The organism is Nonomuraea sp. NPDC003707 (assembly GCF_053587055.1).
Genome location: NZ_JBSFNK010000023.1, coordinates 64233 through 88641, shown reverse-complemented (window position 1 = coordinate 88641; position 24409 = coordinate 64233). Strand labels below are relative to the sequence as shown.

23 protein-coding genes are annotated in these 24409 nt (G+C 71.7%); 14 read left to right on the top strand and 9 right to left on the bottom strand.

Translation table 11 applies throughout. The features are described from left to right. Positions 1-39 precede the first annotated feature (39 nt). On the bottom strand, positions 40-900 hold the full coding sequence (locus ACWDRB_RS42975) for an alpha/beta hydrolase (protein ID WP_449903979.1): 861 nt from the start codon (positions 898-900) through the stop codon (positions 40-42). 84 nt (positions 901-984) lie between these two features. Here ACWDRB_RS42975 and ACWDRB_RS42970 point away from each other — a divergent pair, with 84 nt between their 5' ends. Beyond that, positions 985-1668 (top strand): type 1 glutamine amidotransferase, encoded by a 684-nt coding sequence (locus ACWDRB_RS42970; protein WP_363963337.1) that lies wholly within the window; start codon positions 985-987, stop codon positions 1666-1668. Here the strand turns inward: ACWDRB_RS42970 and ACWDRB_RS42965 are convergent. After that, a complete protein-coding gene (locus ACWDRB_RS42965; protein ID WP_449903975.1) occupies positions 1646-2221 on the bottom strand; it encodes an HXXEE domain-containing protein in 576 nt (191 codons plus the stop codon). The two genes, ACWDRB_RS42970 and ACWDRB_RS42965, sit on opposite strands and share 23 nt — an antisense overlap. Before the next feature lie 75 nt (positions 2222-2296). On the opposite strand from ACWDRB_RS42965, the gene ACWDRB_RS42960 reads away from it, so the two are divergent. Together ACWDRB_RS42960 and ACWDRB_RS42955 are read left to right on the top strand one after the other, a co-directional pair. Next, a complete protein-coding gene (locus ACWDRB_RS42960; protein ID WP_449903972.1) occupies positions 2297-5209 on the top strand; it encodes a bifunctional [glutamine synthetase] adenylyltransferase/[glutamine synthetase]-adenylyl-L-tyrosine phosphorylase in 2913 nt (970 codons plus the stop codon). Between the two features lie 32 nt (positions 5210-5241). Next, positions 5242-6276, top strand: coding sequence for a hypothetical protein (locus tag ACWDRB_RS42955; protein WP_449903968.1), 1035 nt, complete (start codon positions 5242-5244; stop codon positions 6274-6276). On the opposite strand, the gene ACWDRB_RS42950 is transcribed toward ACWDRB_RS42955, so the two are convergent. Beyond that, a complete protein-coding gene (locus ACWDRB_RS42950) occupies positions 6260-7609 on the bottom strand; it encodes an aminotransferase-like domain-containing protein (RefSeq protein WP_350728788.1) in 1350 nt (449 codons plus the stop codon). The genes ACWDRB_RS42955 and ACWDRB_RS42950 overlap by 17 nt on opposite strands. Positions 7610-7760: 151 nt before the next feature. On the opposite strand from ACWDRB_RS42950, the gene ACWDRB_RS42945 reads away from it, so the two are divergent. The 6 genes from ACWDRB_RS42945 to ACWDRB_RS42920 all read left to right on the top strand — a co-directional run bounded on the left by ACWDRB_RS42945 (position 7761) and on the right by ACWDRB_RS42920 (position 12733). Continuing rightward, positions 7761-8648: a hypothetical protein gene (locus ACWDRB_RS42945; RefSeq protein ID WP_449903965.1), complete on the top strand. Its 888-nt coding sequence runs from the start codon at positions 7761-7763 to the stop codon at positions 8646-8648. After that, positions 8645-9445: a deaminated glutathione amidase gene (locus tag ACWDRB_RS42940; protein WP_449903962.1), complete on the top strand. Its 801-nt coding sequence runs from the start codon at positions 8645-8647 to the stop codon at positions 9443-9445. The genes ACWDRB_RS42945 and ACWDRB_RS42940 overlap by 4 nt, the downstream gene beginning before the upstream one ends. Further along, positions 9438-10364: an ABC transporter substrate-binding protein gene (locus tag ACWDRB_RS42935; RefSeq protein ID WP_449903959.1), complete on the top strand. Its 927-nt coding sequence runs from the start codon at positions 9438-9440 to the stop codon at positions 10362-10364. The genes ACWDRB_RS42940 and ACWDRB_RS42935 overlap by 8 nt, the downstream gene beginning before the upstream one ends. Continuing rightward, the gene (locus ACWDRB_RS42930) at positions 10361-11272 is read left to right on the top strand and encodes an amino acid ABC transporter permease (protein ID WP_449903956.1); all 912 of its coding nucleotides are present in this window, start codon (positions 10361-10363) and stop codon (positions 11270-11272) included. The genes ACWDRB_RS42935 and ACWDRB_RS42930 overlap by 4 nt, the downstream gene beginning before the upstream one ends. After that, complete coding sequence (locus ACWDRB_RS42925) at positions 11269-12033, top strand: amino acid ABC transporter ATP-binding protein (protein WP_449903953.1); 765 nt, start codon at positions 11269-11271, stop codon at positions 12031-12033. Before ACWDRB_RS42930 ends, ACWDRB_RS42925 begins: the two co-directional genes overlap by 4 nt. 178 nt (positions 12034-12211) lie before the next feature. Further along, complete coding sequence (locus ACWDRB_RS42920) at positions 12212-12733, top strand: GNAT family N-acetyltransferase (protein WP_449903950.1); 522 nt, start codon at positions 12212-12214, stop codon at positions 12731-12733. Here ACWDRB_RS42920 and ACWDRB_RS42915 read toward each other — a convergent pair. Further along, complete coding sequence (locus ACWDRB_RS42915; RefSeq protein ID WP_355206160.1) at positions 12720-13586, bottom strand: LysR family transcriptional regulator; 867 nt, start codon at positions 13584-13586, stop codon at positions 12720-12722. The two genes, ACWDRB_RS42920 and ACWDRB_RS42915, sit on opposite strands and share 14 nt — an antisense overlap. An 84-nt stretch (positions 13587-13670) precedes the next feature. Here ACWDRB_RS42915 and ACWDRB_RS42910 point away from each other — a divergent pair, with 84 nt between their 5' ends. Together ACWDRB_RS42910 and ACWDRB_RS42905 are read left to right on the top strand one after the other, a co-directional pair. Beyond that, positions 13671-14918, top strand: coding sequence for an MFS transporter (locus tag ACWDRB_RS42910; protein WP_449903946.1), 1248 nt, complete (start codon positions 13671-13673; stop codon positions 14916-14918). A 53-nt stretch (positions 14919-14971) separates the two neighbouring features. Then, positions 14972-15673 carry a B3/B4 domain-containing protein gene (locus ACWDRB_RS42905; protein ID WP_449903943.1) on the top strand — a complete coding sequence of 234 codons (702 nt, stop codon included), beginning with the start codon at positions 14972-14974 and terminating at the stop codon, positions 15671-15673. Positions 15674-15740: 67 nt separating this feature from the next. On the opposite strand, the gene glnA is transcribed toward ACWDRB_RS42905, so the two are convergent. Together glnA and ACWDRB_RS42895 are read right to left on the bottom strand one after the other, a co-directional pair. After that, the gene (gene glnA / locus ACWDRB_RS42900; protein ID WP_350728806.1) at positions 15741-17165 is read right to left on the bottom strand and encodes a type I glutamate--ammonia ligase; all 1425 of its coding nucleotides are present in this window, start codon (positions 17163-17165) and stop codon (positions 15741-15743) included. Positions 17166-17258: 93 nt separating this feature from the next. Next, positions 17259-18356, bottom strand: a complete 1098-nt coding sequence (locus ACWDRB_RS42895; RefSeq protein WP_449903940.1) for a hypothetical protein — start codon at positions 18354-18356, stop codon at positions 17259-17261. 77 nt (positions 18357-18433) lie between these two features. Here ACWDRB_RS42895 and ACWDRB_RS42890 point away from each other — a divergent pair, with 77 nt between their 5' ends. Genes ACWDRB_RS42890 through ACWDRB_RS42880 form a run of 3 tightly spaced genes read left to right on the top strand, consistent with a single transcriptional unit; the run spans position 18434 to position 20505 of the window. Next, on the top strand, positions 18434-18895 hold the full coding sequence (locus ACWDRB_RS42890; protein ID WP_350728810.1) for an RDD family protein: 462 nt from the start codon (positions 18434-18436) through the stop codon (positions 18893-18895). A gap of 58 nt (positions 18896-18953) precedes the next feature. Further along, entirely contained in the window at positions 18954-19589 is a 636-nt protein-coding gene (locus ACWDRB_RS42885; RefSeq protein ID WP_449903937.1) for a TetR/AcrR family transcriptional regulator, read from the top strand. Further along, positions 19567-20505: a hypothetical protein gene (locus ACWDRB_RS42880; protein ID WP_449903935.1), complete on the top strand. Its 939-nt coding sequence runs from the start codon at positions 19567-19569 to the stop codon at positions 20503-20505. The genes ACWDRB_RS42885 and ACWDRB_RS42880 overlap by 23 nt, the downstream gene beginning before the upstream one ends. Here ACWDRB_RS42880 and ACWDRB_RS42875 read toward each other — a convergent pair. The 3 genes from ACWDRB_RS42875 to ACWDRB_RS42865 form a co-directional block, all read right to left on the bottom strand. Beyond that, positions 20486-21250: a class I SAM-dependent methyltransferase gene (locus ACWDRB_RS42875; protein ID WP_449903932.1), complete on the bottom strand. Its 765-nt coding sequence runs from the start codon at positions 21248-21250 to the stop codon at positions 20486-20488. The two genes, ACWDRB_RS42880 and ACWDRB_RS42875, sit on opposite strands and share 20 nt — an antisense overlap. Beyond that, positions 21250-21930, bottom strand: coding sequence for a DUF4191 domain-containing protein (locus tag ACWDRB_RS42870; RefSeq protein ID WP_350728818.1), 681 nt, complete (start codon positions 21928-21930; stop codon positions 21250-21252). Before ACWDRB_RS42870 ends, ACWDRB_RS42875 begins: the two co-directional genes overlap by 1 nt. Positions 21931-21994: 64 nt before the next feature. Beyond that, positions 21995-24331, bottom strand: coding sequence for a glycoside hydrolase family 3 protein (locus ACWDRB_RS42865; RefSeq protein ID WP_449903929.1), 2337 nt, complete (start codon positions 24329-24331; stop codon positions 21995-21997). Positions 24332-24409 lie beyond the last annotated feature (78 nt).

Below are 24409 nucleotides of genomic sequence, written 5' to 3'. Positions count from 1 at the left end.
CCGCTCGGGGGCCGTTCCGCGTCCACGTCCCGCGCCTTGTCAGGAGGAGCCGGTGAGGTGGGTGACGACGGACGAGACGCAGCGGTCGTCGAACAGGATCGTGTAGTGGTTGCAGTCCGGGATCACCTCGTCCCGCAGCCCCGGGAGACGGGCGGACCAGGGGCGGGCCAGGTCGTCGGGCAGCATGCCGACCTCCTGGTTGAGCAGGCCGCGCGGCGCCCTGAGGAGGGAGAGCGGTGACGTGATGGCGGTCAGGGCGGCGGCGATGGCCTCCGACTCCAGGCGCAGCCAGCGTCCGTCCTGCAGCACCGCCTCCGGGGCCACCCGCGACCTGAGCGCCCCGTCCGGGCCCGTCAGGTCATAGCGGACGTACGCCTCCACGTCGGCGTTCCAGTGGCCGGCGAAGGCCGGATGCGCCTTGAAGAAGTCGACGTAGGCGTCCGCGGTGGGGAACGTCTGGCGCAGCCGGGCGAGCGCCGGCCCGAGGGTGGCCTCCATCGCCTCGTCGGCGTCCACCCCCTCGGGCAGCGGGGGGAAGGGCAGGCCGCCGTCCACCAGCACGACCCGCGCGAAGTCCCGCTCCGCGGCGGCCAGGGCGGCCACGTACGCGCCCATCGAGTGCCCCGTCAGCACCGCGTCCGGGCCCGCCCCCACGTGGTCGGCGACGCGCAGGACGTCCTCGGCGTGCCTCGGCAGCCCGTACGGCCCGGGCAGCGAGGCGCTGTGCCCGCGACCGCGCAGGTCCATGGCGACCATCGACCACTCCTCGGGCAGCCGCCGCGCCACCGCGCCCCAGGCCATCAGGGAGGCCGTGATCCCGTGGACCGCGATGATCGTGCGCGGTCCCGTGCCGAACCTGGCGATCCGCAGACCGCCGACATCGTCCAACTCGAAGCTCATGGTCGGAGCTTAGGCATCCGGGTGATCGGGCGGGCAGGGGGGCGGTGTGGGGAATTGTAGTGATATTCCGGATAATGCCCTGATATGCGTATCACCGTTGTTCAGCACGAGGACGAGGCCGGGCTCGGATATCTCGGTGACTGGCTGGGGCTGCCCTGCGACGTCGTCCGGCCGTACCTCGGCGAGGAGATCCCCGCGCGCCCGGCGGACGGGCTGATCGTGCTCGGCGGCGCGGCGGCCGCCTGGGAGGACGAGCGGAGCCCCTGGCAGCCCGCCACCCGCGACCTGCTGCGCCGGGCCGTGGAGGAGGGCACGCCCACGCTGGCCATCTGCCTGGGGGCGCAGTTATTGACCATGGCCTGCGGCGGCACCGTCGAGCGGGGGACGAACGGGCTCGAGGTGGGCGCCTGCGAGGTGGTCGCGCTGCCCGCGGCCGCCGATGACCGGCTGCTGGCCGGGGTCGGGACGGCGGTGGCCGTCCAGTACCACCAGGACGCGATGACGCGCCTGCCCGACGGCGCGGTGCCGCTGATGACCGGGGCGCAGTACCCGAACCAGGCCTACCGGCTGGGGGAGGCCGCGTGGGCGATCCAGTTCCACCCCGAGGCCACGCCGGAGATCTTCACGTCCTGGACCGACGGGTCGGGGCTGGACGCGGCCGAGGAGCTCAACACCGCGGTCAAGACCGCCGAGAGCGAGCTCGTGGCCACCTGGCGGCCGGTGGCGGAGGCGTTCGCGGAGGTGGTCAGGACCGGCGGCCGCGCCTGAACCACCGCGTCCGCCCGGCCCCGGCCGTGTTCGGGCAAACGGCCCTGTCCGAGCGGGGCCGGGTCAGGGCGTGGGCCGCGGCGTGCACGCCGGCCAGCACGACCGGGAGCGCGGCCAGGCCCGCCCAGCCCGGCGCCCCCGTCCGTACCGGCACCCCTTCGGCCCGCAGCCGCCGCCAGGCCCACACCGAGAACGGGATGACCACCACGGGCGCGGTCACCGCCCCCGGCGTGTACCCCCGCGTCACCGCGGCCTGCGCCAGGTGCATCACCCCGTGCGCCCCGAACCCCAGTAGCGCCGCCTGGAACACCGGGCTCCGCCCGCCGGTACGCGCCCCCAGCGCCGAGGCCCCCGCCATCACCCCGCCCATGAGGCCGATGGCCACGTTCACGTGCCGCTGCGAGACCTCCAGCCGCTCCCACGGCACCCACGGCAGCCGCTCCTCCAGCCTGGGCCGGGCCGAACGCGTCCAGCCCGCCATGGTCGCCAGCTCCTCCACGTCGTGCACCGCCCACGCGGCCAGCAGGCCCCACGTGACGGCAGGCGGAACCATCGCCGATCGCCTCCCTAGAATGCAACGCAACGTTGCGTTTCTATGCTACGGCCGAAGTCCTGTCAAGATGGAGGGGTGCCCAGGATCGAATCCACCGCCGCGCGGCTGGCCAGGCTCGGCTTCGCCGACGGCGCCAGGGCCGCCCGGCTCGTCCGGCAGGCCGGAGCCGAAGTGGACGAGCTCCTGGAGTTCCTGGTGGACGCGGCCGACCCCGACGAGGCGCTGGTCTCGCTGACCCGCCTGGCCGAGCGCGATCCCGCCATGCTCGACGTCCTGCGCCGCGACGAGGGGCTGCGCACGAGGCTGCTGGCCGTCCTGGGCGTCAGCGCCGCACTCGGCGACCATCTGGTGCGCCACCCCGGCCAGGTGGCTCTCCTGGCCGCGCCGTTGCCGGGCGACGCGCGGGCCGAGCTGCTCAAGGCGGTCGGCGCGCGGCCGGGGGAGGCCGCCACCGCGGAGCGCCCGCTGGAGGCGCTGCGTGTGGCCTACCGGGGCCGGCTGCTGCATCTGGCCGCCCGCGACCTCACGGGAGAGGCCACGCTGGCCGAGGTCATGGCGGAGCTGTCCGACCTCGCGGGCGCCGCGCTGGAGGCCGCGCTGGCCATCGCCCGGGCCGAGGTCGACGACGGCGAGGTGCGCCTGGCGGTCATCGGCATGGGCAAATGCGGCGCCAGGGAGCTCAACTACATCAGCGACGTCGACGTGATCTTCGTGGCGGAGCCGCGCGAGGGCGCCGACGAGACCAAGGCGCTGCGCACCGCGACCCGGCTGGCCCAGGCCATGATGCGGGCCTGCTCCGCCACCACGTCCGAGGGCTCCCTGTGGGAGGTGGACGCGGGCCTGCGGCCGGAGGGCAGGTCGGGCCCGCTGGTGCGCACGCTCGGCAGCCACCTGGCCTACTACCGGCGCTGGGCCAAGACGTGGGAGTTCCAGGCGCTGCTCAAGGCCCGGCCGGTCGCGGGCGACATGGAGCTCGGCTCGGCCTACGTCGAGGCGGTCAACGACCTCGTGTGGACGGCGGCCACGCGTGAGCACTTCGTCGAGGACGTGCAGGCCATGCGCCGCCGGGTCGAGGCCCACGTGCGGGCCGAGGGCGACCGCCAGCTCAAGCTGGGGCCGGGCGGGCTGCGCGACATCGAGTTCGCGGTGCAGCTGCTCCAGCTCGTCCACGGCAGGCTCGACCCGCTGCTGCGCCGCAGGGCCACGCTGCCCGCGCTGGCGGCGCTGTCCCGGGGCGGCTACGTCGGCCGCGACGACTCGCGCGGGCTGGCGGAGGCGTACTCGTACCTGCGCCAGATCGAGCACCTCCTGCAGCTCCACCGGCTGCGGCGCACCCACATCGTGCCCACGGACGAGTCCGACCTGCGCAGGCTGGGCCGCGCGCTCGGCATGCAGACCGACCCGGTGGGGGAGTTCACGGCGCGGTGGCGGCGGCACGCCATGGAGGCGCGGCGGCTGCACGAGAAGCTGTTCTACCGGCCGCTGCTCCAGGCCGTGTCGCGGCTGCAGGAGTCGGAGGCGCGGCTGTCGACCACGGCGGCCAAGGCCAGGCTCGAAGCGCTCGGCTACGTCGATCCCACAGGCGCGCTGCACCACATCGCCGCCCTCAGCGCGGGCGTCTCCAGGCGGGCGGCCATCCAGCGCACGCTGCTGCCCGTCATGCTGGGGTGGTTCGCCGACACGCCCGACCCGGACGCGGCGCTGCTCGGGTTCCGGCAGGTCAGCGACAAGCTGGGCAGCACGCCCTGGTATCTGCGGCTGCTGCGCGACGAGACCGCGGTGGCCTCCAGGATGTCGCGCGTGCTCGGCACCAGCCGCTACGCGACCGGCCTGATCATGAACGCGCCCGAGGCGGTCGCGATGCTGGGCTCGGACGACGAGCTCGCCGTGCGCTCCCGGGAGTCGCTGGCCGGCGAGGCCTCGGCGGCGGTCTCCAGGCACCAGGGCGACCCCGAGCCGGCCGTCGCGGCCGTGCGGGCGCTGCGGAGAAAAGAGCTGTTCCGGACGGCCGTGGCCGACATCTTCCGGCTCATCGACATCGAGACGGTCGGCGGCGCCCTGTCGTCCCTGACCGACGTGACCCTCCAGGCCACCCTCGACGTCGCCCTCGCCAAGGTCCCCCGCCTCACGAGGTTCGCCATTATCGCGATGGGCCGGCTCGGCGGCATGGAGAGCTCCTACGCGAGCGACGCCGACGTCATGTTCGTGCACTCGCCGCTGCCGGGCGTGGCGGAGCGCGAGGCCACCGACGCCGCCTTCGCCGTGGCCAACGAGGTGCGCCGGCTGCTCTCGCTGCCCGCCCCCGACCCGCCCCTGATCATCGACCCCGACCTGCGTCCCGAGGGGCGCCAGGGCCCGCTGGTGCGGACGCTGGCCTCCTACCGCGCCTATTACGCGCGCTGGTCGTCGCCGTGGGAGTCGCAGGCGCTGCTGCGGGCCAGGTTCTCGGCGGGCGACGCGGAGCTGGGGCGGGAGTTCACCTCGATGGTCGACGAGCTGCGCTACCCGAAGGGCGGCCTGCACGACGACGCGGTCAGGGAGATCAGGCGGCTCAAGGCCCGCATGGAGGCTGAGCGCCTGCCGCGCGGCGCCGATCCCGGCCTGCACACCAAGCTGGGCCCCGGCGGGCTGTCCGACGTGGAGTGGGTGGCCCAGCTGCTACAACTGCGGTACGCGGGCACGCTGGGGTCCCTGCGCACCACCCGCACGCTCGACGCCCTGCGCGCGGCCGTGGCCGAGGGGTTGCTCGCCCCGGCCGACGAGGCCGTGCTGGTCGAGGCGTGGCGCTTCGCCTCCCGCATCCGCGACGCGATCATGCTGGTCAAGGGCCGCCCGGGCGACAGCGTCCCGCGCGACTCGGGCGAGCGGAAGCTGATCGCCCAGACGCTCGGCTACCCGCCGGACGGCTCGGAGGACTTCCTCGACGACTACCGCCGCGTGACCCGCCGCGCACGACAAGTGATGGACAGAGTTTTCTACGGGGCTTGATCGGCGGCGCGTAAGGGTGTATCAAAGCCCGCGTGTTATCCGTTTACGTGGATTTGGCCCTGGGCCTGGTGGTGTCGTTCCTGCTGCTGTCGCTGCTGGTGAGCGGGCTCAACGAGGCGTTCGTGCGGGTGCTCGCCATCCGCAGCAAGTTCCTGTGGGCCTACCTCAGGGACACCATGGACGGTTCCGACGCGCAGGGCAGGTCGTGGCTGCCCGCCAAGGTGCGTGACGTCTTCGCGGCGCTGCCCTTCGTACGCGACCCCCGGCCCAAGCACAGCGACCAGCCCTCGCCTCCCGAGCCGGGGGCGCTGCCGGCGCAGGAGACCAAGGCCGAGGACGCCATGGTCAACCTGCTCTACCAGCGGGTCCAGGGGATCGACCATCCGAAGAAGGGCCGTACCAGCATCTCCAACATCCCTCCCGCGCGCTTCGCGGTGGCCCTGATGGAGCTGGCCGCGGGGGAGCCGGACGGGGTCGAGGGGTTCCTGGAGAAGCTCAAGGCCATGCGCAGCCCGCTCTACGGCCACCTCAAGGGCGTGTGGGAGACCGCGCAGCGCGACCTCGACCGGTTCCGGCAGGGGGTGGAGAGCTGGTTCGACGGCGAGATGCAGCGGCTGTCCATGCTCTACAAGCGCTACGTCAAGTGGGTCGTGGCCGTGCTCGGCGTGGTCGTGACGCTGGTGTTCACGATGGACGGGCTGGAGTACGCCAAGACGCTGCTGCGCGACAACGCCTTCCGCGCCTCGGTGACGGCCGTGGCGGGGTCGGGGACGGACGCGTACAACGAGCTCAAGGCACGCTGTACGGGCGGCGACCCGGTGCCGTGCGTCACCGAGACGCTGAGCCAGCCCGCGCTGGTCAAGATGCTCGACCATGCGCTGGTCAGCGTGTCGATCCCGGCGGAGGGCGACCCGTCCGTGCACTGGAACGGCGGCCTGTGGTGGCAGCGGATCACCACGCCCAGCCACTGGCCCGGCTTCCTGCTGACGTACGTGGCGCTGCTGTTCGGGGCGTCGTTCTGGTGGGACGTGCTGCGCCGCCTGACCGGGATCAAGAGCCGCCGCTGAGCCCGCCCCTGGCCGCCAGGGTGATCACGTCGGCCAGGGCCGCCAGCTCGCCGGGGTCGTCGGTGAGCCGGGCCGTGGCCAGGCGCAGGTGGTGCGTGGTCGCGGGGCCGATCACGTACCGGCTGCCGGCCGCCACGGAGATGCCGTGCGCGGCCAGGGTGACCAGCGCCGCCGACTCCTCGCGCACCGGCACCCACAGGACCAGCCCGTCGCCGCCGCCGGTGGGCACGCCGCGCTCCGCCAGCTCCGACTTCAGCCGCGCCCGCCGCCCGGCGTAGACCGTCCGGGCGTGCGCCACGCGTTCGCGCACCTCGTCGTCCCCGAGCAGGTGGGCCAGCGTGTCCTGCAGGATCCTGCTGGTCCAGCCGATGCCGAAGCTCCGCAGCACGCGCACCCGCTCGACCGCGTCCGCCGCCCCGCCGATGATCGCGATGCGCAGGTCGGGGCCGTGCGACTTGGAGTACGACCGCACCAGCACCGTGCGGTCGGGGAAGCGCGTCCCCATGCTCACCATCGGCGAGACCGACAGCTCGCCGATCCCGTCGTCCTCCACGATGAGCGTCGAGGTCGGCTCCAGCAGGGCGGCCAGCTCGGCCGAGCGCTCGGCGGTCACGGCGTGGCCGCAGGGCGATTGGCCGCGCGGCTGGTACACGAACGCCACCGGCCTGGCCCGCAGCGCCTTGGCCAGCGACTCGGGGACGGGCCCCTGCTCGTCGCAGGCCACCGGCACGATCTGGACGCCGATCGTCTCCAGGATGTCCAGCAGCCGGGCGGCGGTCGGCTCCTCGATCGCGATCCGGTCGCCGGGCAGCGCGGTCGTCTGGCAGAGCAGCTGCACCCCCTCGTACCCGCCGCCGACCGCGAGCCAGCCCTGCGCCGGGAACGGCCAGTCCGGCTCCACGGCGGCACGCAACCGCGGCGTGATCGTCTCGCGGGCGTAGTCGTTGAGCCCCTCCGCGCCGGCCGCGGCGATCAGCGCGGCCTCCAGCGGCGGCAGCAGCGCCGGGTCCGGGGAGGCGATGGCCAGGTCGATCGCCAGCCGGTCGCCCCAGTGGCCGATGCGCTCGTAACGGATGGGACGGGGCACGTCGGGCGGCCCGAGCACCACCGTGCCGCGGCGGCGATCGGTGTGGATCATCCCGTGCCGCCGCAGCTCCGACCAGGCCTCCGCGACGGTCCCCGAGCTCACGCCCAGCTCCCTGGCCAGGCTGCGCACGGTCGGCAGGCGCGTCTGCGCGGTGACCGTGCCCTGCCTGATCAGGTCGGTCAGGGCGGCGGCTATCCCGCGTGCGGTCGGCTCGCCGATGCGCTGCGCCAGCCAGGCGGATTCCACATGACCTCCTGTAAATCTTTGTTCAGCAACAAAGATCGTCTTGTGTGGGGCGTTGCCTGAACATAAGGTTTCCAGCAATTCAAAGCAAGGGAACTTTGGGGTGTTTGTGCATATTCGGTTGGGTCTGCGGGATTGGGACCATCTCGTACCGGTGGCGACGGGGGAGGTGCGGCCCGAGGGGTTCGAGCTGGACCTCGAGTCCCGCGCCGTCACCCCGGACGTCCTGAGCGAGCCGGGCCTGGACGGCGGTGAGACGTCCTTCAGCAGGTACGTGCTCGGCCGCGCCGCGGGCGACGACCGCCTGGTGGGTCTGCCGGTGTTCGTGATGCGGGGCTTCCGGCACCGGTGCGTCCTGGTCCGCCGCGACAGCGAGCTGACCTCGCTGGAGGAGCTCAAGGGCGCCCGCATCGGCCTGACCGGCTGGCCGGACTCCGGCAACACCTGGACGCGCGCCCTGCTCAGGGCCGCCGGCGTGGACATCAGGGGCATCGAGTGGACCGTCGGCCCGCTGGTCGCCGGGGAGACCGGCAAGGACCGCGTCGGCCCCGTCCCGTTCCCCGACAACGTCTCGCTGACCGGCGACGGCCTCGCCGAAGGGCTCGCCGAGGGCCGTTACGACGCGATCATGACCCCGTTCATGCCCGACGAGTTCTTCACCTCGGACAGCCGCTTCCGCCACCTGCTCGCCGACCACCGCGCCGCCGAGCTGGCCTACTACCGGGAGACCGGCTTCGTGCCCGGCATCCACCTCGTGACGCTGAAGCGCGAGGCCGTCGAGCGCGACCCTGGGCTGCCGCGGGCCGTTCAGGACCTGCTCGAACGCTCCAAGCGGCACTGGCTGGCCCGGCGGCGGCTGCTCACCGACACCACGCCCTGGCTGCTCGCCGACCTGACGGAGACGGCGCGGACCTTCGGCCCCGACTGGATGCCGTACGGCGTCGGGCCCAACGCCGCCATGATCGCCGCCTTCTGCGAGGAACTGCACGCCCAGGGCATCTCGAACCGCCGCATCCGACCCGAGGAGGTCTTCGACATATGAGAATCGCCGTTGGACAGTTCGCGTCCTCGGAGGACTGGACGGACAACCTCAAGACCTGCCAGGACCTGATCGACCGGGCCACCGAGGGCGGCGCCGACCTGCTGGTCCTGCCCGAGGGCGCGATGGCCCTGTTCGTCGACGAGCCGACGCGCATCCGCGAGGCCGCACAGCCGCTGGACGGGCCGTTCGTCAGCGGGCTGGTCGAGCGCACGCGCGGCTCGTCCACCACCGTGATCGTCGGCGTGCACACCCCGTCGGGCGACGGCCGCGTGTTCAACGTCCTGGTGGCCGCCAGGGACGGCGAGATCGTCGGGACGTACACCAAGCTGCACCTGTACGACGCCTTCGGCCGGCGCGAGTCCGACAACGTCGTGCCCGGCACGAACCCGCCCGTGGTGATCGACGTGGCCGGCTGGAAGGTCGGCATGATGACCTGCTACGACGTGCGCTTCCCCGAGCTGGCCAGGCTCCTGGCCGACCAGGGCGCCCAGGTGATCGCGCTGCCCACCGCGTGGGTGCGCGGCCCGGCCAAGGAATGGCACTGGGAGGTCATGGTGACCGCCCGCGCCCTGGAGAACACCGTGTACCTGGCCGCCTCCGGCGAGTGCGGCCGCCGCAACATCGGCGCCAGCATGGTCGTCGACCCGCTCGGCATCACCCGGGCCCGCCTCGGCGACGCGCCGGGCCTGCTCTGGGCCGACGCCTCCATGGAAGAGCTCGAGCGAGCCCGCCTCAGCCTCCCCGTCCTCGAGAACCGGCGCTTCGCCGTCGACCCCCGATTGGAGCGACATGTCTAAGTACGCGACGGCTGCCCTGCTCGGCGCCGCCCTCCTGATTGCCGGCTGCGGCGCCAACCCGGAGGAGGCCCAGGGCGCGCTGAGCTCCCAGTCCGCCCCCTCCGGCACCGTGGCCGCCCAGGGCAAGGACCAGGCCCTGTACGACCGGCTGCCCGACAAGGTGAAGACCGCCGGCAAGCTGGTCTCGGTGAACAACGGCTCGTTCCCGCCGTACGAGATCGCCGGGGCGGACGGCAAGTCCATGACCGGCGCCGCGGCCGACCTGTCGGAGGCCCTCGGCCAGGTGCTCGGCGTCAAGATCGAGCACGTCACCGTGGACGGCCTGCCCAGCCAGCTCACCGGCATCGCGTCGGGCCGCTACGACCTGGCCATCGGCCCGGTGGGCGACTTCCCGGACCGGCAGAAGTCCAACGACTTCGTGGACTGGGTCAAGGAGTTCGTGGTCTTCGCCGTGCCGAAGGGGAACCCCAAGAAGATCAACTCGGTGGCCGACACGTGCGGGCTGAAGATCTCGGTCATGGCCGGCGGCTCCGCCGAAGCCGTGATCAAGAACCAGTCCGAGACCTGCGCCAAGGACGGCAAGCCGAAGATCACCGTGCAGTCGTACAAGGACCAGCCCACCTCGGTGCTGGCGGTCAGCTCGGGCCGGGCCGACGCGTTCTTCTCCTCGCAGGCGCCGCTCACGTACTTCGTGTCGCAGTCCGGCGGCAAGCTGGAGCTGGCGGGCAAGGGGCAGAGCAACGGCTTCGACGACCTCTTCCAGGGGGCCGTCGTCGGCAAGGACTCGCCGCTGCGTGACGTGGTCAAGGACGGCATCCAGAAGCTGATCGACAACGGCGCCTACGCCAAGATCATGGACAAGTGGGGCACCTCCGACAACAAGCTGGACAAGGCCGGCGTCAACCTGGCGGGGTCATGAGCGGACTGCCGGACGTCGACGTCGCGGGCGCGTCCCGCACGCGCCATCCGCTGCGCTGGGTGGCCTCGATCATCCTGCTGGTGCTGGCCGCCCAGCTCGTGAGCCTGCTGGTCACCAACCCCAACTTCCAGTGGGACGTGGTCTTCAAGTACGTCAACGCGCAGGTCATCGGCCAGGGCGTCTTCACCACGCTGCTGCTCACCGTGATCGCGATGTTCGTGGGCGTGGTGCTCGGGGTGCTGCTGGCCATCGGCCGGCTCTCCGAGAACCCCGTCGCGCGGGCGGCCTGCGGGCTCTACGTGTGGTTCTTCCGCGGCACGCCGGTGCTGGTGCAGCTCGTGCTCTGGTACAACCTGTCGTACCTGCTGCCCAAGATCTCCCTCGGCGTCCCGTTCGGCCCGGAGTTCATCAGCGCCGACACGAACCTGGTCATCACCCCGCTGCTCGCGGCCGTCCTCGGGCTCGGGCTGAACGAGGGCGCGTACATGGCGGAGATCATCCGCGGCGGGCTCATGTCGGTGGACCCCGGGCAGACCGAGGCCGCCTCGGCGCTCGGCATGAGCAACGCGCGCACCTTCCGCAGGATCGTGCTGCCGCAGGCCATGCGGTTCATCATCCCGCCCACCGGCAGCCAGGTGATCAGCATGCTGAAGGCCACGTCGCTGGTGAGCGTCATCGCCCTGGCCGACCTGCTGTACACGGTGCAGTCGATCTACAACCGCACCTTCCAGACCATCCCGCTGCTGATCGTCGCCTGCGTCTGGTACCTGGTCATCACCTCGATCCTGTACGTCGGCCAGTCGTTCATCGAGCGGCACTACGCCCGCGGGGCCACCAGGCACGCGCCGCAGAGCTTCTGGGCCTTCCTGACCTTCCGCCGGCGCCGTCCCTCGGAGGTGACGTCATGACCGTCCCCATGGTCCACGCCCACGCCGTACGCAAGCACTTCGGCCACCTCGAGGTCCTCAAGGGCATCGACCTGGACGTCCAGGCGGGGGAGGTCGTGGTGATCCTCGGCCCCTCCGGGTCGGGCAAGTCGACGTTCCTGCGCTGCGTGAACCACCTGGAGACCATCGACGGCGGCTCCATCTTCGTGGACGGGGAGCTGATCGGGTTCCAGGCGTCCGGCGGCAAGGTGCGGCACCTGCGCAAGCGCGATATCACCCGCCAGCGCCGGGAGATCGGCATGGTCTTCCAGCAGTTCAACCTGTTCCCGCACTTCACGGTGTTGCAGAACGTCATGGAGGCGCCGGTCGGCGTCCGCCGCGAGTCGCGCGAGCAGGCCCGGGAACGGGCGTTCGGCCTGCTGCGCCGCGTGGGGCTGGAGGACAAGGCGGGCAGCTATCCCAGGCAGCTCTCCGGCGGGCAGCAGCAGCGGGTGGCGATCGCCAGGGCGCTGGCGATGCGGCCCAAGCTGATGCTGTTCGACGAGCCGACCAGCGCGCTGGACCCGGAGCTGGTGGGTGAGGTGCTGGCCACCATGAAGAGCCTCGCGGAGGACGGGCTGACCATGATCGTGGTGACCCACGAGATCGGGTTCGCGCGGGAGGTGGCCGATCGGGTGGTGTTCATGGACGGCGGCGTCGTGGTCGAGTCGGGCACGCCGAAGGAGGTCCTCGACAACCCCACCAGCCCCCGCACCAAGGCCTTCCTCAGCCGCGTCCTGTAACCCCCACACGCCTCCTTCGCCCCTGCCTGGCCTCCGCCCTGCCCCATGCGCCTCCCTTCTGCGCGCACGGCCTCGTCCCCGCCCTCACGGACGACCCCCCTTCCGACCGCCCCCCTTCCCCCTGAAGGACGGATGGGACATCGGTGGGAAAGGCGCGGGCGGGCCTATCGTGGGTGGGATGGAGACCCAGCGTTTGATCATGCGCAGATGGCGCGACGAAGATCGGGAACCATTCGCCGCGATGAACGCCGACCTCGAGGTGATGGAGCACTTCCCCGCCCCGCTCACCCGCCCGGAGAGCGACCACTTCGTCGACAGGATCGAGGAGGAGTTCGACAAGCACGGCTACGGGCTGTGGGCGCTGGAGGTGCGCGGGAGCGGCGAGTTCATCGGCTTCGCCGGCCTGATCTGGCAGACGTTCGACGCGCCGTTCCTGCCCGCGTGGGAGATCGGATGGCGGCTGGCACGCCCCGCCTGGGGCCACGGGTACGCCACCGAGGCGGCCAGGGAGGTGCTCGGGCACGCGTTCGAGAAGGCCGGGCTGGACGAGATCGTCTCCATGACGGCCAAGAGCAACACCCGCTCCCAGGCCGTGATGAAGCGCCTGGGGATGACCCACCTGACCGACTTCGGTTACCCGCGGCTGGCGCCGGACCACCCCCTGTTCCCGCACGTGGCGTACCACATCAAGCGCCCGTAGGGGCGCTCATGGCGTAGAGGACGTCGCGCAGAGCGGGTTCACGGCCGCGTAGCCAGACCAGCCGCAGCGCCAGCGCGGGAGCCTCGAAGCCGAGCCGCACCAACGCGCCGGAGGCCAGGTCCGGTTCCAGCGCGAAGTCAGGCAGCAGCGCGCTGCCGAGCCCCTGCCTGGCCCATTCGCGGGCGGTGGCGATGCTGGTCAGCTCCCTGCGCGGCACCTCCGCGCCGAACGCCCGGTCGGCGGCCAGCCGGATCGAGCAGCCCGGCGGGCTGACCAGCAGCGGCTCCCGATCCCCGTCCGGCGCCGCGACCAGCGCCAGCCCGACCTCACCCACGTCCAGGAAGTCCAGATCGGGCGTCACCGGCCCGGAGCCGGGGTCGTGCGGCACGGTGAACCCGAGCCCGCCGATCCGCAGGCCCGTGTCCAGCAGGAGCACCGCGTCCAGCTCGCCGCCCGCCACCCCGGCCAGCAGCGACTGCCTGGTGTGCGAGCGCACGTCCACGTCCAGGTCGGGACGGCGTTCCGACAGGCGGCGGATCACGGCGGGCATCCTGGCCGCGGCGAGCATCTCCAGCGCCCCGATCCGCACCTTGCGCCGCTGCCCGGTGACGGCGCGGCGCACCTCGTCGGCGTGGTCGAGCAGCCCCTGCGCCCGCGCCAGCAGCGTGGCGCCCTGCTCGGTCAGCCGCATGCCCTGGGGCGTGCGCTCGAAGAGCGCGACCCCGAGGCTCCGCTCCAGCCGGCGCACCTGCTCCGACACCGACGCGGGGGCGAGGCCGAGGCTGTTCGCCGCCCCGGTGACGGTGCCCGTCCCCGCCACCGCGACGAACCCCCGCAACTGCCGCAAATCCATGACCGCCAGCATACGGTTTTCCCGAACGCCCTCTGAGGTCGAGCCTGTTGAGGGTGGATGTGGCGTTTCAGCAGGCTGAGGGGCATGATGTTCGGATTCTCCCTCGCCTACTTCCTCGTGATCCTCGACACGACCGTGCTGACGATCGCGCTGCCCGATCTGCGGGCCTCGCTCGGCGGTTCGCTGGCCGGGCAGCAGTGGGCGGTGAACGCGTACACGGTCGCCTTCGCCGCCTCGCTGCTCGTCGGGGGAGCGGTGGCCGACCGGCACGGCGCGGCCCGGATCTTCAAGGCCGGCGTGGTGGCGTTCGGCGCGGTCTCGCTGCTGAGCGCCGCGGCGCCGCACCTGGGCGTGCTGGTCGGGCTGCGGGCCCTGCTCGGTGTGGCGGGCGCGCTCTGCACGGGCGGCTCGCTCGGCCTGCTCCCGCAGCTCTTCCCCGACCCGGCCGCCCGCGCCCGCGCCACGGGCCTGTGGGCGGCCATCACCGGCACCGCGCTCGCCGCCGGCCCGCTGCTCGGCGGTCTCCTGGTGGACCTGTACGGCTGGCGCGCGGTCTTCCTGCTCAACCCGCCCCTCGCCCTGATCAGCCTGCTGGCCATGCGCCGGGTGAGCTCGCCGCGCGGCCACCGCGGGATCGACTGGCGGGTCCAGGCGCTGGCCTGCGCGTTCCTGGGCCTGGTGGCGCAGGCCCTGATCGGCCCCTCGGTCCTGGCGGGCGTCGCGGCCGTGGCCGTACTGGCGGTGCTGGTGCCGGTGGAGCGCCGCAGCCACGCCCCCGCGCTGCCCGGCGGCCTGCTCGCCGCCACCTGGCCCGAACTGCTCGCCGGCATGGTGGCCAACTTCGCCTTCTCCGGCGCCCTGTTCGTCCTCACCCTCCTGCTGCAGGACACCCGCCACCTGGACCCGCTGGCCGCCGGGCTGGCCTTCCTGCCGCTCACCCTCCCCATGACCGTGAACCCGCTGCTCACCGGCCGCCTGGTGGCCCGCTACGGCCCGCGCCCGCCGATCCTGTGCGGCCTCACCCTGCTCGCGACCGGCCTGGCGGGGGTCGCCCTCACGGACGCGCTGGCGTTGTGGCTGGTGGTGATGGGGTTCGGGCTGTCGTTCGTGCTGCCCGCGCTGATGGCGGGCATGGTCAACAGCGCTCCGCCGGGGACGGCGGGCACCGCGGGCGGCGTCCTGAACGCGTTCCGCCAGGCCGGCGCGACCCTCGGCGTGGCGGTCATGGGCGTGGTCGGCCGGCCCCTGCTGGCGGCGGCCGTCCTGACGGCCCTGACCTGCCTGTGCTACGCGGCGGGCGCCTGGCGCGCCCGCACGGCCGCCCTGACCTGACGATGCGGGTATCGTGATCGGCTGGGGTTTGTCCGGGGATGGCGAGGTGGACCGTGCGTTTCCAGCATTCGAGTGACATCTGGCGGGACTTCCCGGAGCTCGTGCCCGGCGTGCTCGTCGCGTCGGGCGTCTCGGCGGACGTCTCCGTCGACGACCAGGTCTCCCGGTTCGCCGAGCTCGCCGCGAAGCGGCTCGCGACCTCCTCGGAGGGCGAGTTGCCGGAGATCCAGGCGTGGCGGCGGGCGTACTCGAAGATGGGCCTCAAGCCGACCCAGTACCGCTGCGCCTCGGAGTCCCTGCTGCGCCGCTTCCGGAAGGAAGGCGCGCTACCGCGCCTGCACCCGCTGATCGACCTCTGCAACGCGGTCTCCATCGCGTACGCGATCCCGGTGGCGGTGTTCGACGTCTCCAAGATCTCGCAGTACGTGGAGGTCAGGTACGCGGCGGGCGACGAGACGTACCTGACCTTCTCCGGCGAGACCGAGCACCCGCCGCCCGGCGAGGTGATCTTCGCCGACGCGGAGGGCAGGGCCCACGCCCGCCGCTGGACCAACCGCCAGAGCGGCCTCTCGGCCGTCCGCGACACGACCACCGACGTCCTGATCGTCGCCGAGGCGCTGCACGACACCGCCAGGAAGGACGTCGAGTCCCTCATGGCCGCGCTCTCGGACGAACTGGCCGCCGTCTGGCACATGACGCTGCCGGAATACACGATCCTCGGCCCGTCCGAGCCCCGGTTCGAGTTCCCGGCGTGACGTTTCGCGACGTGAAACGGCCCGGGACCGTGATCGGTCCCGGGCCGTTCGCCGTGTGCGGGCCGGACTACACGTCGTAGTACAGCTCGAACTCGTGCGGGTGCGGGCGCAGGCGGATCGGGTCGACCTCGTTCTCCCGCTTGTACGCGACCCACGTCTCGATCAGGTCAGGCGTGAAGACGCCGCCCTCGAGCAGGTAGTCGTGGTCCTCCTCCAGCGCGTTGAGCACGTCGGTGAGCGAGCCGGGCACCTGCGGGATGTTGCGGGCCTCCTCCGGCGGCAGCTCGTAGAGGTCCTTGTCGACCGGCTCCGGCGGCTCGATCTTGTTGCGGATGCCGTCGATGCCCGCCATCAGCATCGCCGCGAAGGCGAAGTACGGGTTGCAGGACGGGTCGGGCACCCGGAACTCGATGCGCTTGGCCTTCGGGTTGGAGCCCGTGATCGGGATCCGGACGCAGGCCGAACGGTTGCGCTGGGAGTAGACCAGGTTGACCGGGGCCTCGTAGCCGGGGACCAGGCGGTGGTAGGAGTTGACCGTCGGGTTGGTGAAGGCCAGCAGCGACGGCGCGTGCTTGAGCAGGCCGCCGATGTAGTAGCGGGCCGTGTCGGACAGGCCCGCGTAGCCGACCTCGTCGTAGAAGAGCGGCGAGCCGTCCTTCCACAGCGACTGGTGGCAGTGCATGCCGGAGCCGTTGTCACCGAAGATCGGCTTGGGCATGAACGTGACCGTGTGGCCGTACTCGAGCGCCGTGCTCTTGATGATGTACTTGTACAGCATCAGGTTGTCGGCGGTCTTGAGCAGCGTGCCGAACTTGAAGTCGATCTCCGCCTGGCCCGCCGTGCCGACCTCGTGGTGCTGCATCTCGACGTCGATGCCGCACTCGATGAGGTTGCGCACCATCTCGGAGCGCAGGTCGGTGAAGTGGTCCATCGGCGGGACCGGGAAGTAGCCGCCCTTGTAGCGCGGCTTGTAACCGAGGTTGCCGCCCTCGGTGGCCTTGCCGGTGTTCCAGGCGCCTTCGATGGAGTCGATGTAGTAGTAGCCGGCGTTCTGCTTCGTCTCGAAGCGCACGTCGTCGAAGATGTAGAACTCGGCCTCAGGGCCGAAGTAGACCGTGTCGGCGATGCCCGTGCCCCGAAGGAACTCCTCGGCCTTGCGCGCGACGTTACGCGGGTCGCGGCTGTAGGCCTCGCCGGTCAGCGGGTCGTGCACGAAGAAGTTCAGGTTGAGCGTCTTGTGCTGGCGGAACGGGTCCACCACGGCGCTGGACGGGTCGGGCAGCAGAAGCATGTCGGACTCGTGGATCGCCTGGAAACCGCGGATCGACGAGCCGTCGAACATGAGTCCGTCGGTGAAGACGCTCGCGCTGAAGTTTTCTACCGGGAAGGTGAAGTGGTGCGTCGTCCCCGGCAGGTCGGTGAACCTGACATCGACGAATTGCACCCCTTCGTCACTGATGAACTTCAGGACGTCGTCGGCGGAGTTGAACACTCTCGAACCTCCCTGGGGACTGGCCATCATACCGACGCTAGGGCGTGGCCGTTTCCGTGTGGTGTCTCGATTGTTTCGCACATGTTACGCAGGTCAGGTGCCCTGCGTAGCGGCGCATCCCTCGGAATCGTCCTCTTCCAGCTCGTACGGATCCACGGGCGCGCCGGTCGGCGCCACCGTACCCCGAGGTGAATCCTCGTACACGGGATGGATGAAGCCGTCGCGCGTGTCGCAGCTCGCCGGGGTGCTGCTCGCCCCCCAACGCAGCGGCCACGCGACCAGCCGCCCCTCCTCGCGGTACAGCCACACGCGGCCCTTGGGATGGGCGACGACCCGGATCGTGGTGTCCGGCCGGCCCGGGCGGTGCACGGCGTAGACGACGATGTGGTTCAGCTTGAGCTCGACGCCGCGCCGCCAGCGGTCCTTGAACGTGCCCAGCTCGACCCGACCGTGCACCTTGATCACATCGGTGGAGAACTCGGCCGTGCCCTTGGCGAACTGGATGACGAAGGCCGCCGAGCCCTTGTGCTTCTTCATGTCCCGGAGGAACCAGTCACGCTGGTCGGGGCTCAGGAGCTTGGTGAACGCCGACGGCTTGCCGCCCAGGAGCGCCTTCTTGTCGAGGAAGGCCGCCGCCATCAGCTCGCGGGTCAGCTTCAGGCCCCTCGCGACGTCCTTCTTCGACAGCCCGCCCAGCGCCTTCGCCTCCGGCAACGCGAAGCCAGCGGCCCCCTCGGCGTACTTCTCGGCGGGGGATCCGGCGAACGGGCTCGCCGGCTCCTCGCTCGCCCCCTCCGTCGGCTCCCCGGCGGCTTCGTCCGCCGGATTGCCGGCAGGTTCGACGGCCGGCTCGGCGATCGGCGCCGGCGGGTCGTCCACGACGACGCCCGAGGTGAGCAGATCGGGGCGGAAGGTCACGATCACACCCGCGGCCGTGATCAGCGAGGTGATCACGGCCATCGCGATCCAGGCCCGCCCGATCCGCCGCCGCGGCTCGGACCCGTAGTCCCCGTATCCCCCGGATTCTCCGGATAAGCGCGCCGACCTGCTCTCGCGCCTGGCTAAGCGGTCGGTACGCCGCTGTTCTTTCGCGCCTTTGACGGCCGCGGCGCGCATCCTGCGCTGTTGCTCCTCGTCTATCTGCGCGACCAGCTCGTTGAAGCGCGCGTCAAGGTCATCCCCGTGTGGCATGGCGTACATGATGGCCGTTCTGCGACGCGGTTGGGTCACGATGCCGACCGGCCTACCGGGCGGATACCGTTGAGGGCATGAGCAGCAAGGAGCCTCGGTGGACGCAGACCTGGCTGGGCGGGGTCAGGTCCGCCGGGGTCGATCTCGGATACCCGGGGGAGCGCCTGGGGCTGCCCGAGGAGGGCAGCGGGTCGATCGCCGGCTGGGGACGCAGGATCGCCGCGCTGGTCATCGACTGGATGATCTGCACGTGGGTCGTCGTGCAGCTGCTGCTCAGGATCAACCCGGCCGAGCAGCCGTGGGCGCCCGCGGCCGTCTTCGCCGTTCAATACCTGATCCTGGTCGGGTTCATGGGGCAGACGTTCGGCCACCGGCTGGCAGGCATCAGGGTGGCCGCGATGGACGGCGGCGACCCGCGCTGGCTGCCCGTGCTGGTGCGCTCGGTGCTCCTGTGCCTGGCCGTGCCCGCCCTGATCTGGGACCGCGACCATCGCGGGGTGCACGACCGCGTCTCCAACACGATGGTCGTCCGCATGTAGTCGAGTAAAAAGCCGTACCGGGTTCAAAAATGTACCCGGTACGGTTTATGCTGCCCTCATGGGGTTGAGGGAGCGGAAGAAGGAGCAGACGCGGCGGCGGATCGCCGAGGTGGCGCTGCGGCTGTTCGACGAGCGCGGCTACGACGCGGTGACCGTCAACGAGATCGCCGAGGCGGCCGGGGTCGCCAAGGTGACGCTGTTCAACTACTTCCCGACCAAGGACTGCCTCGTCACCGAAGGGGTCAAGGAGGACCTGGCGGCGATCGTGGCCGGGCGGGGCGAGGGGCGCTCGCCCCTTCAGGCGCTGCGCGAGCACTACCGCTCGATGGCCGCCCGGGGCGCGGGAGCGGTGGACGTCGAGGCGCTGCTGGCCAGGGTGCGGGTGATCGGGTCGAGTCCGGCCCTGATGGGCGCGCTGCACGCGATGCACATGAGCGAGCGCTACGAGCTGGCCGAGGCCCTCGGGGAGGCCCACCCCGGCGACGATCTGACCGCGCGGCTCATGGCCGGGCAGATCGCCGCCGCCGTCACCACCATCCAGGAGGCCTTCTTCCATCGCATCGCGACGGGCGAGCCGCTGGAGGAGGCGGGCCGGCGCCTGGCGGGTGACGTGGAGCTGGCCTTCGACCTCCTGGAGCACGGCCTCACAAACGTAAAAAAGGGGATAAATCATGAAAAAGGGGATCAACTATGATGTCGGGTTCCTGCCGGGCGACAGCCTGAGCCGCAGGTCGTTCCACATCGAGGACGTCCGGCGCGACATGCGGACGATCGCGGAAGACCTGCACTGCGCGTCCGTACGCGTCTCCGGCCGCGACCCCGAGCGCGTCGAGGCGGCCGCCAGGGAGGCCGCGGCGGCCGGGCTGGAGATCTGGTTCACCCCGTTCCCCGTGGACCTCACCCAGGACGCGATGCTGGAGGTCTTCGCGGACGCGGCCCGGCGCGCCGAGTCGGTGCGCCGCGACGGAGCCGAGGTCGTGCTGGTCACCGGCTGCGAGATCACCGCCTTCGGCCACGGCTTCATCGACGGCGACGGGTACGGCGACCGGCTCGGCGCCATGATGGCCGGCGACATGGAGTGGTGGACGTCCCTCATGCAGGTCATGCCGCGCTTCAACGCCTACCTGGCGAAGGTGGTCGAGACGGTGCGGCCGCTGTTCGGCGGCCGGCTGAGCTACGCCTCGGCGCCGTGGGAGCCGGTCGACTGGGCCCCGTTCGACGTGGCGGGCGTGGACGCCTACCGCGCCGCCTACAACGCCCACGACTTCGCGGACGAGCTACGCGCCCAGTTCAAGCACGGCAAACCGGTCGCCGTGACGGAGTTCGGCACCTGCGCGTACCGCGGCGCGGGGGAGCACGGCGGCTCGGCCTGGGTGGTGCCCGACGGCGCGGTACGCGACGAGGGCGAGCAGGTGCGTTACTTCACCGAGCTGATGGACGTCTTCGAGCAGGAGGGGGTGGAGACCGCGCTGTGGTTCACGTTCGCCGCCTTCAACCGGCCCGGCGAGGCCGACCTGGGCTCCTACGGCGTGGTCAGGATGCTCGACGAGCGGCGCTGGGAGCCCAAGGAGGTCTTCCACGCCATGGCCGCTAGGTACGCGCGCAGCTGAAAATGGCCGTGCCCGGGAGGTGACGGCCGCGCAGCGGGCTCCAGCCGCCCCACACCCGCTCGTGCACCTCCGGCCACTCGGGCTCCAGCAGCCCCGTGACGGTCAGCCCGGAGGCGACCAGCAGATTCACCCAGTCACCCATGGTGCGATGGTGCTCGGCGTACGTGACCGTGCCCCGTTCGTCGTGCTCCTCGTAAGGGGAACGGTCGAAGTAGGACCGGTCGGACGTCAGCCCGCGCGGCCCCGGATCGTCCGGGAACGCCCACCGGATCGGATGGCTCACCGAGAACACGAACCGGCCGCCCGGCCTGAGCACCCGCCGCACCTCGCGGAAGACGGCGAGCGGGTCGGCCACGAACGGCAGCGCGCCGAACGCCGAGCAGGCCAGGTCGAAGGCGGCCGCGGCGAACGGCAGCGACTCGGCGTCGGCCTGGACCACGGGCACGCGCAGCCCCGTGTCGAGGTCGATGCGCTGGGAGTGGCGCAGCTGCCGGTGGGAGACGTCGAAGGCGGCCACCTGCGCGCCCTGCGTCACCAGCCAGCGGGCGCACTGCGCCGCCCCGCAGCCGATCTCGAGCACGCGCCGTCCGCGCACCTCGCCGAGGAGGTGCGCGTCGGCCTCGTCGACGCCTTCTGGACACCACACGAACCCGGTGTCACGCAGGAACTCGCCGTGTTCGAGCTGGTAGTCGTCGGCGTTGCCGTCCCACCACCAGCGGTTGGCCCGTGCGGAGGAGGACAGCACTAGCGCATCTTGGGGCCGCGCGGCATGCGCGCGCCCTTGGGCATGGGGCCCTTGGGCAGCGGCATGTTCTTCGGCAGCGAGCGCAGCCGGTCCTTCACCTCGTTGACCGCGGGCTTCTTGAGGTTGCGCGGCAGCTTCATCAGGTGGCGCTGCAGCTTGCCGAGCGGCACCTGCCCCTCGCCGTCACCGCACTGGATGTCGTAGATCTCGATGCCCAGGACCACCCGCGCGACCCGCTTCTTCTCGGCCGCCAGCATCTTCGCCACCCGGTTGCCCGGCCCCTCGGACACCAGCACGACGCCCGGATAGCCGACCACGAGGTGGATGAGGTCCTGGTCGCGGTTGACCGCGATGGCAGGGGTGACCTGCCAGTTGCCGCGCATGCCCTGCAGCACCGCCGCCGCGGCACCCGTCTGGCCGTGCAGGATCGAATATTGGGCCTTCTGGGCGAGCTGCCCGAAGACCACCAGACCAACCGTGAGCGCGGCCAGCACACCGATGAACACCGAATACCACAAGTAGTCCGTGACCAGGCCGATCACGACGACCACAGCCAGCGTGCCCACCGCCGAGAGGAAGACGATGGGCAACCCCTTGGGGTTGGCCTGCTTGATGATCTGCGCGATCATGCGGAGCTGCTTGATGCGCCCCGGCTTCTCTGGATCCTCGGACTTTGCCATGCTCTGAAGGATACAAACCAACAGGTGCGGTATGGAAAACGTGACCCCGTCATTTCGCGCCCGGCTAGATCTTCACGGTCGCGGACAGGCGCGGATCGGCCGCGTGGCGGCCCGCCTCGACCGTGTGAACGCCCTCGACGGTCCGCCAGCCGCCCTCCTCCCAGACCTGGAAGGCCCGCTCGGGCAGGAACACGGTCGTGATCACGGTCTCCCCGGGGGCCGCCTCGACCACGTCGAACCCGGCCAGCGCCCTGTCGACGTACACCTGCACGACCTCGCGGCCCGGGCGGTCGCCGGTGTTGGTGACCGCCACCGTCACGCTCGTGCCCTCGGCCGCGATCGAGTCGTACGACCAGGTGGTGTAGCCCAGGCCGTGCCCGAACCAGAACGCCGGCGCGCGACCCGTGCGCTCCCACGCCCGGTAGCCGATCGAGGTCCCCTCCTCATAGGCCACCACACCGTCCACCGGCGTCACGTCGGCCACGGGAGCGTCCGCCAGCCGCCGCGGCCACGTCGTGGGCAGCCGCCCGCCCGGCTCGGCGTCCCCGAACAGCACGTCCGCCAGCGCCGCCCCCGCCTCCTGCCCGGGGAACCAGGTGAGCAGCACGGCCGCAACCTCCTCCGCCCACGGCAGTTCGACCGGCGAACCCGCGTTGACCACCACGACGGTTCGGGGATTGGCCGCGGCCACCGCGCGGATCAGCTCGTCCTGCCGCCCCGGCAGCCTGAGGTCCGCGCGGTCGAAGCCCTCGCTCTCCACCTCGGGCGTGGTCGCGGCCACGACCACCGCCACGTCGCACTCCGCCGCCACCCGCACGGCCTCGGCCATGAGCTCGTCCTCGCCGGGGCCGGGGTTCGCGTGGCCGGCCGTGAAGGACACGAACGCCATCCCGCCGAACGTCCCGGCCGGGTGCGTCACGACCACCTCGTACGCCTGCCCGGCGGCCATGGGCAGGCTGATCCGCCGCTCGGGCGGCGACAGGAACGCCATGGCGGGGTCGTCGCCGTCCGGGCCGATGCTCTCGTCGAAGACGCTCTCGCCGTCGACGGTGACGGTGAAGGCGCCCACACCCGCGACCGACAGCTGGTGCTCGCCCGAAACGCCCGGTGTGTACGTGGTACGCAGCCGGACCGCCGCCAGCCGGTCGCCGTCCACGCCCGGCGGCAACTGGCCGATCCACCGCGCCTCGGCCGTGGCCAGCGGCTGCTCCGACAGCACCGCGCCATCGGCGTCCAGGAAGGCGGCCGTGGCCGGGCCGGGGAGCGGGGACAGGCGGATCCGGGGGTCGGTGCCGAGCGCGTACCGGACCTCGGCCCGCTCGCCGAGCCCCTGCAGCGGCGAGACGATCCGGCTCGGGAAGACCTGCGCGCTCCCGCCGCCCATGACGCGCGACTCGGCGGCGGCCGCCCCGATCAGGGCGATGGTCCTGATCTGCCGGAACGGCAGGATGCCGTCGTTGGTGAGCAGCGTGAAGCCGCGCGTGGCCACCTCACGCGCCAGCGCCACCCCGTCGACGGCGGGTCGTTCTTCGGTGGGTGGGGGCTCCGCGCCGTGCAGGGCCCCGACGCGGTGGGCCAGGCGCAGGATGCGGCGCACCCGATCGTCCACGACCGACTCGGGCACCCGCCCCTCCCGCACGGCGGCCTCCAGCTTCTCTCCCCACGGCCCGTGCGGACCCGGCATCGCCACATCGGTGCCGCCCAGCGCCGCGGCCTCGGTCGTACGCACCGCCGTCCAGTCCGACACCACGAACCCGTCGAACCCCCACTCGCCCTTCAGCACCCCGTTCACCAGCTCGGCGTGCTCGGTCATGGTCGTGCCGTTCACCGAGTTGTAGGCGGTCATGAGGCCCCACGCCCCGGCCCGCACCACCCGCTCGAACGGCCGCAGATAGACCTCGCGCAGCGCCTTCTCGCTCACCCGGACGTCCGCGGTGAAGCGGTCGGTCTCGAAGTCGTTGGCCACGAAGTGCTTCGGGGTGGTGGCCACCCCGCCCTCCTGGACACCCTCGACGTACGCGGCGCCGATCTCGCCCGTCAGGTACGCGTCCTCGGAGAAGCACTCGAAATGCCGGCCGCCGAGCGGGGAGCGGTGCAGGTTGATCGTGGGGGCGAGGAGCACGTGCACGCCCTTGCGCCGGGCCTCCTGGGCCAGCAGCCGGCCCGCCCGGCGGACCAGGTCCACGTCCCAGGTGGCGGCCAGCGCGGTCGGGCTGGGCAGCGCGATCGAGGGATCGACCGCGCTCCACCGCTCGCCGCGTACGCCGATCGGGCCGTCGCTCATGACGAGCCGATCGAGGCCGATCTCGGGCAGCGGCGGGAGCGACCACATGCCGGCCCCGGTGAGCAGGCGGACCTTGGTGCGGAGGTCGAGCCGGGCGATGAGTTCGTCGAAGTCCACGAGCCCAGTCTCCACCAGCTCGCGCGGGGCTCAAATGAGGCTCGGGCGGGGCTCATGGGGCTCATGGGGGCTCAGACG

What these genes read in the sequence shown, in the direction of transcription:
- ACWDRB_RS42975 (WP_449903979.1), bottom strand. Translation starts at nt 900, where the DNA reads ATGAGCTTCGAGTTGGACGATGTCGGCGGTCTGCGGATCGCCAGGTTC.
- ACWDRB_RS42970 (WP_363963337.1), top strand. Translation starts at nt 985, where the DNA reads ATGCGTATCACCGTTGTTCAGCACGAGGACGAGGCCGGGCTCGGATAT.
- ACWDRB_RS42965 (WP_449903975.1), bottom strand. Translation starts at nt 2,221, where the DNA reads ATGGTTCCGCCTGCCGTCACGTGGGGCCTGCTGGCCGCGTGGGCGGTG.
- ACWDRB_RS42940 (WP_449903962.1), top strand. Translation starts at nt 8,645, where the DNA reads ATGAGAATCGCCGTTGGACAGTTCGCGTCCTCGGAGGACTGGACGGAC.
- ACWDRB_RS42935 (WP_449903959.1), top strand. Translation starts at nt 9,438, where the DNA reads ATGTCTAAGTACGCGACGGCTGCCCTGCTCGGCGCCGCCCTCCTGATT.
- ACWDRB_RS42930 (WP_449903956.1), top strand. Translation starts at nt 10,361, where the DNA reads ATGAGCGGACTGCCGGACGTCGACGTCGCGGGCGCGTCCCGCACGCGC.
- ACWDRB_RS42925 (WP_449903953.1), top strand. Translation starts at nt 11,269, where the DNA reads ATGACCGTCCCCATGGTCCACGCCCACGCCGTACGCAAGCACTTCGGC.
- ACWDRB_RS42920 (WP_449903950.1), top strand. Translation starts at nt 12,212, where the DNA reads ATGGAGACCCAGCGTTTGATCATGCGCAGATGGCGCGACGAAGATCGG.
- ACWDRB_RS42915 (WP_355206160.1), bottom strand. Translation starts at nt 13,586, where the DNA reads ATGGATTTGCGGCAGTTGCGGGGGTTCGTCGCGGTGGCGGGGACGGGC.
- ACWDRB_RS42910 (WP_449903946.1), top strand. Translation starts at nt 13,671, where the DNA reads ATGATGTTCGGATTCTCCCTCGCCTACTTCCTCGTGATCCTCGACACG.
- ACWDRB_RS42895 (WP_449903940.1), bottom strand. Translation starts at nt 18,356, where the DNA reads ATGCCACACGGGGATGACCTTGACGCGCGCTTCAACGAGCTGGTCGCG.
- ACWDRB_RS42890 (WP_350728810.1), top strand. Translation starts at nt 18,434, where the DNA reads ATGAGCAGCAAGGAGCCTCGGTGGACGCAGACCTGGCTGGGCGGGGTC.
- ACWDRB_RS42885 (WP_449903937.1), top strand. Translation starts at nt 18,954, where the DNA reads ATGGGGTTGAGGGAGCGGAAGAAGGAGCAGACGCGGCGGCGGATCGCC.
- ACWDRB_RS42880 (WP_449903935.1), top strand. Translation starts at nt 19,567, where the DNA reads ATGAAAAAGGGGATCAACTATGATGTCGGGTTCCTGCCGGGCGACAGC.
- ACWDRB_RS42870 (WP_350728818.1), bottom strand. Translation starts at nt 21,930, where the DNA reads ATGGCAAAGTCCGAGGATCCAGAGAAGCCGGGGCGCATCAAGCAGCTC.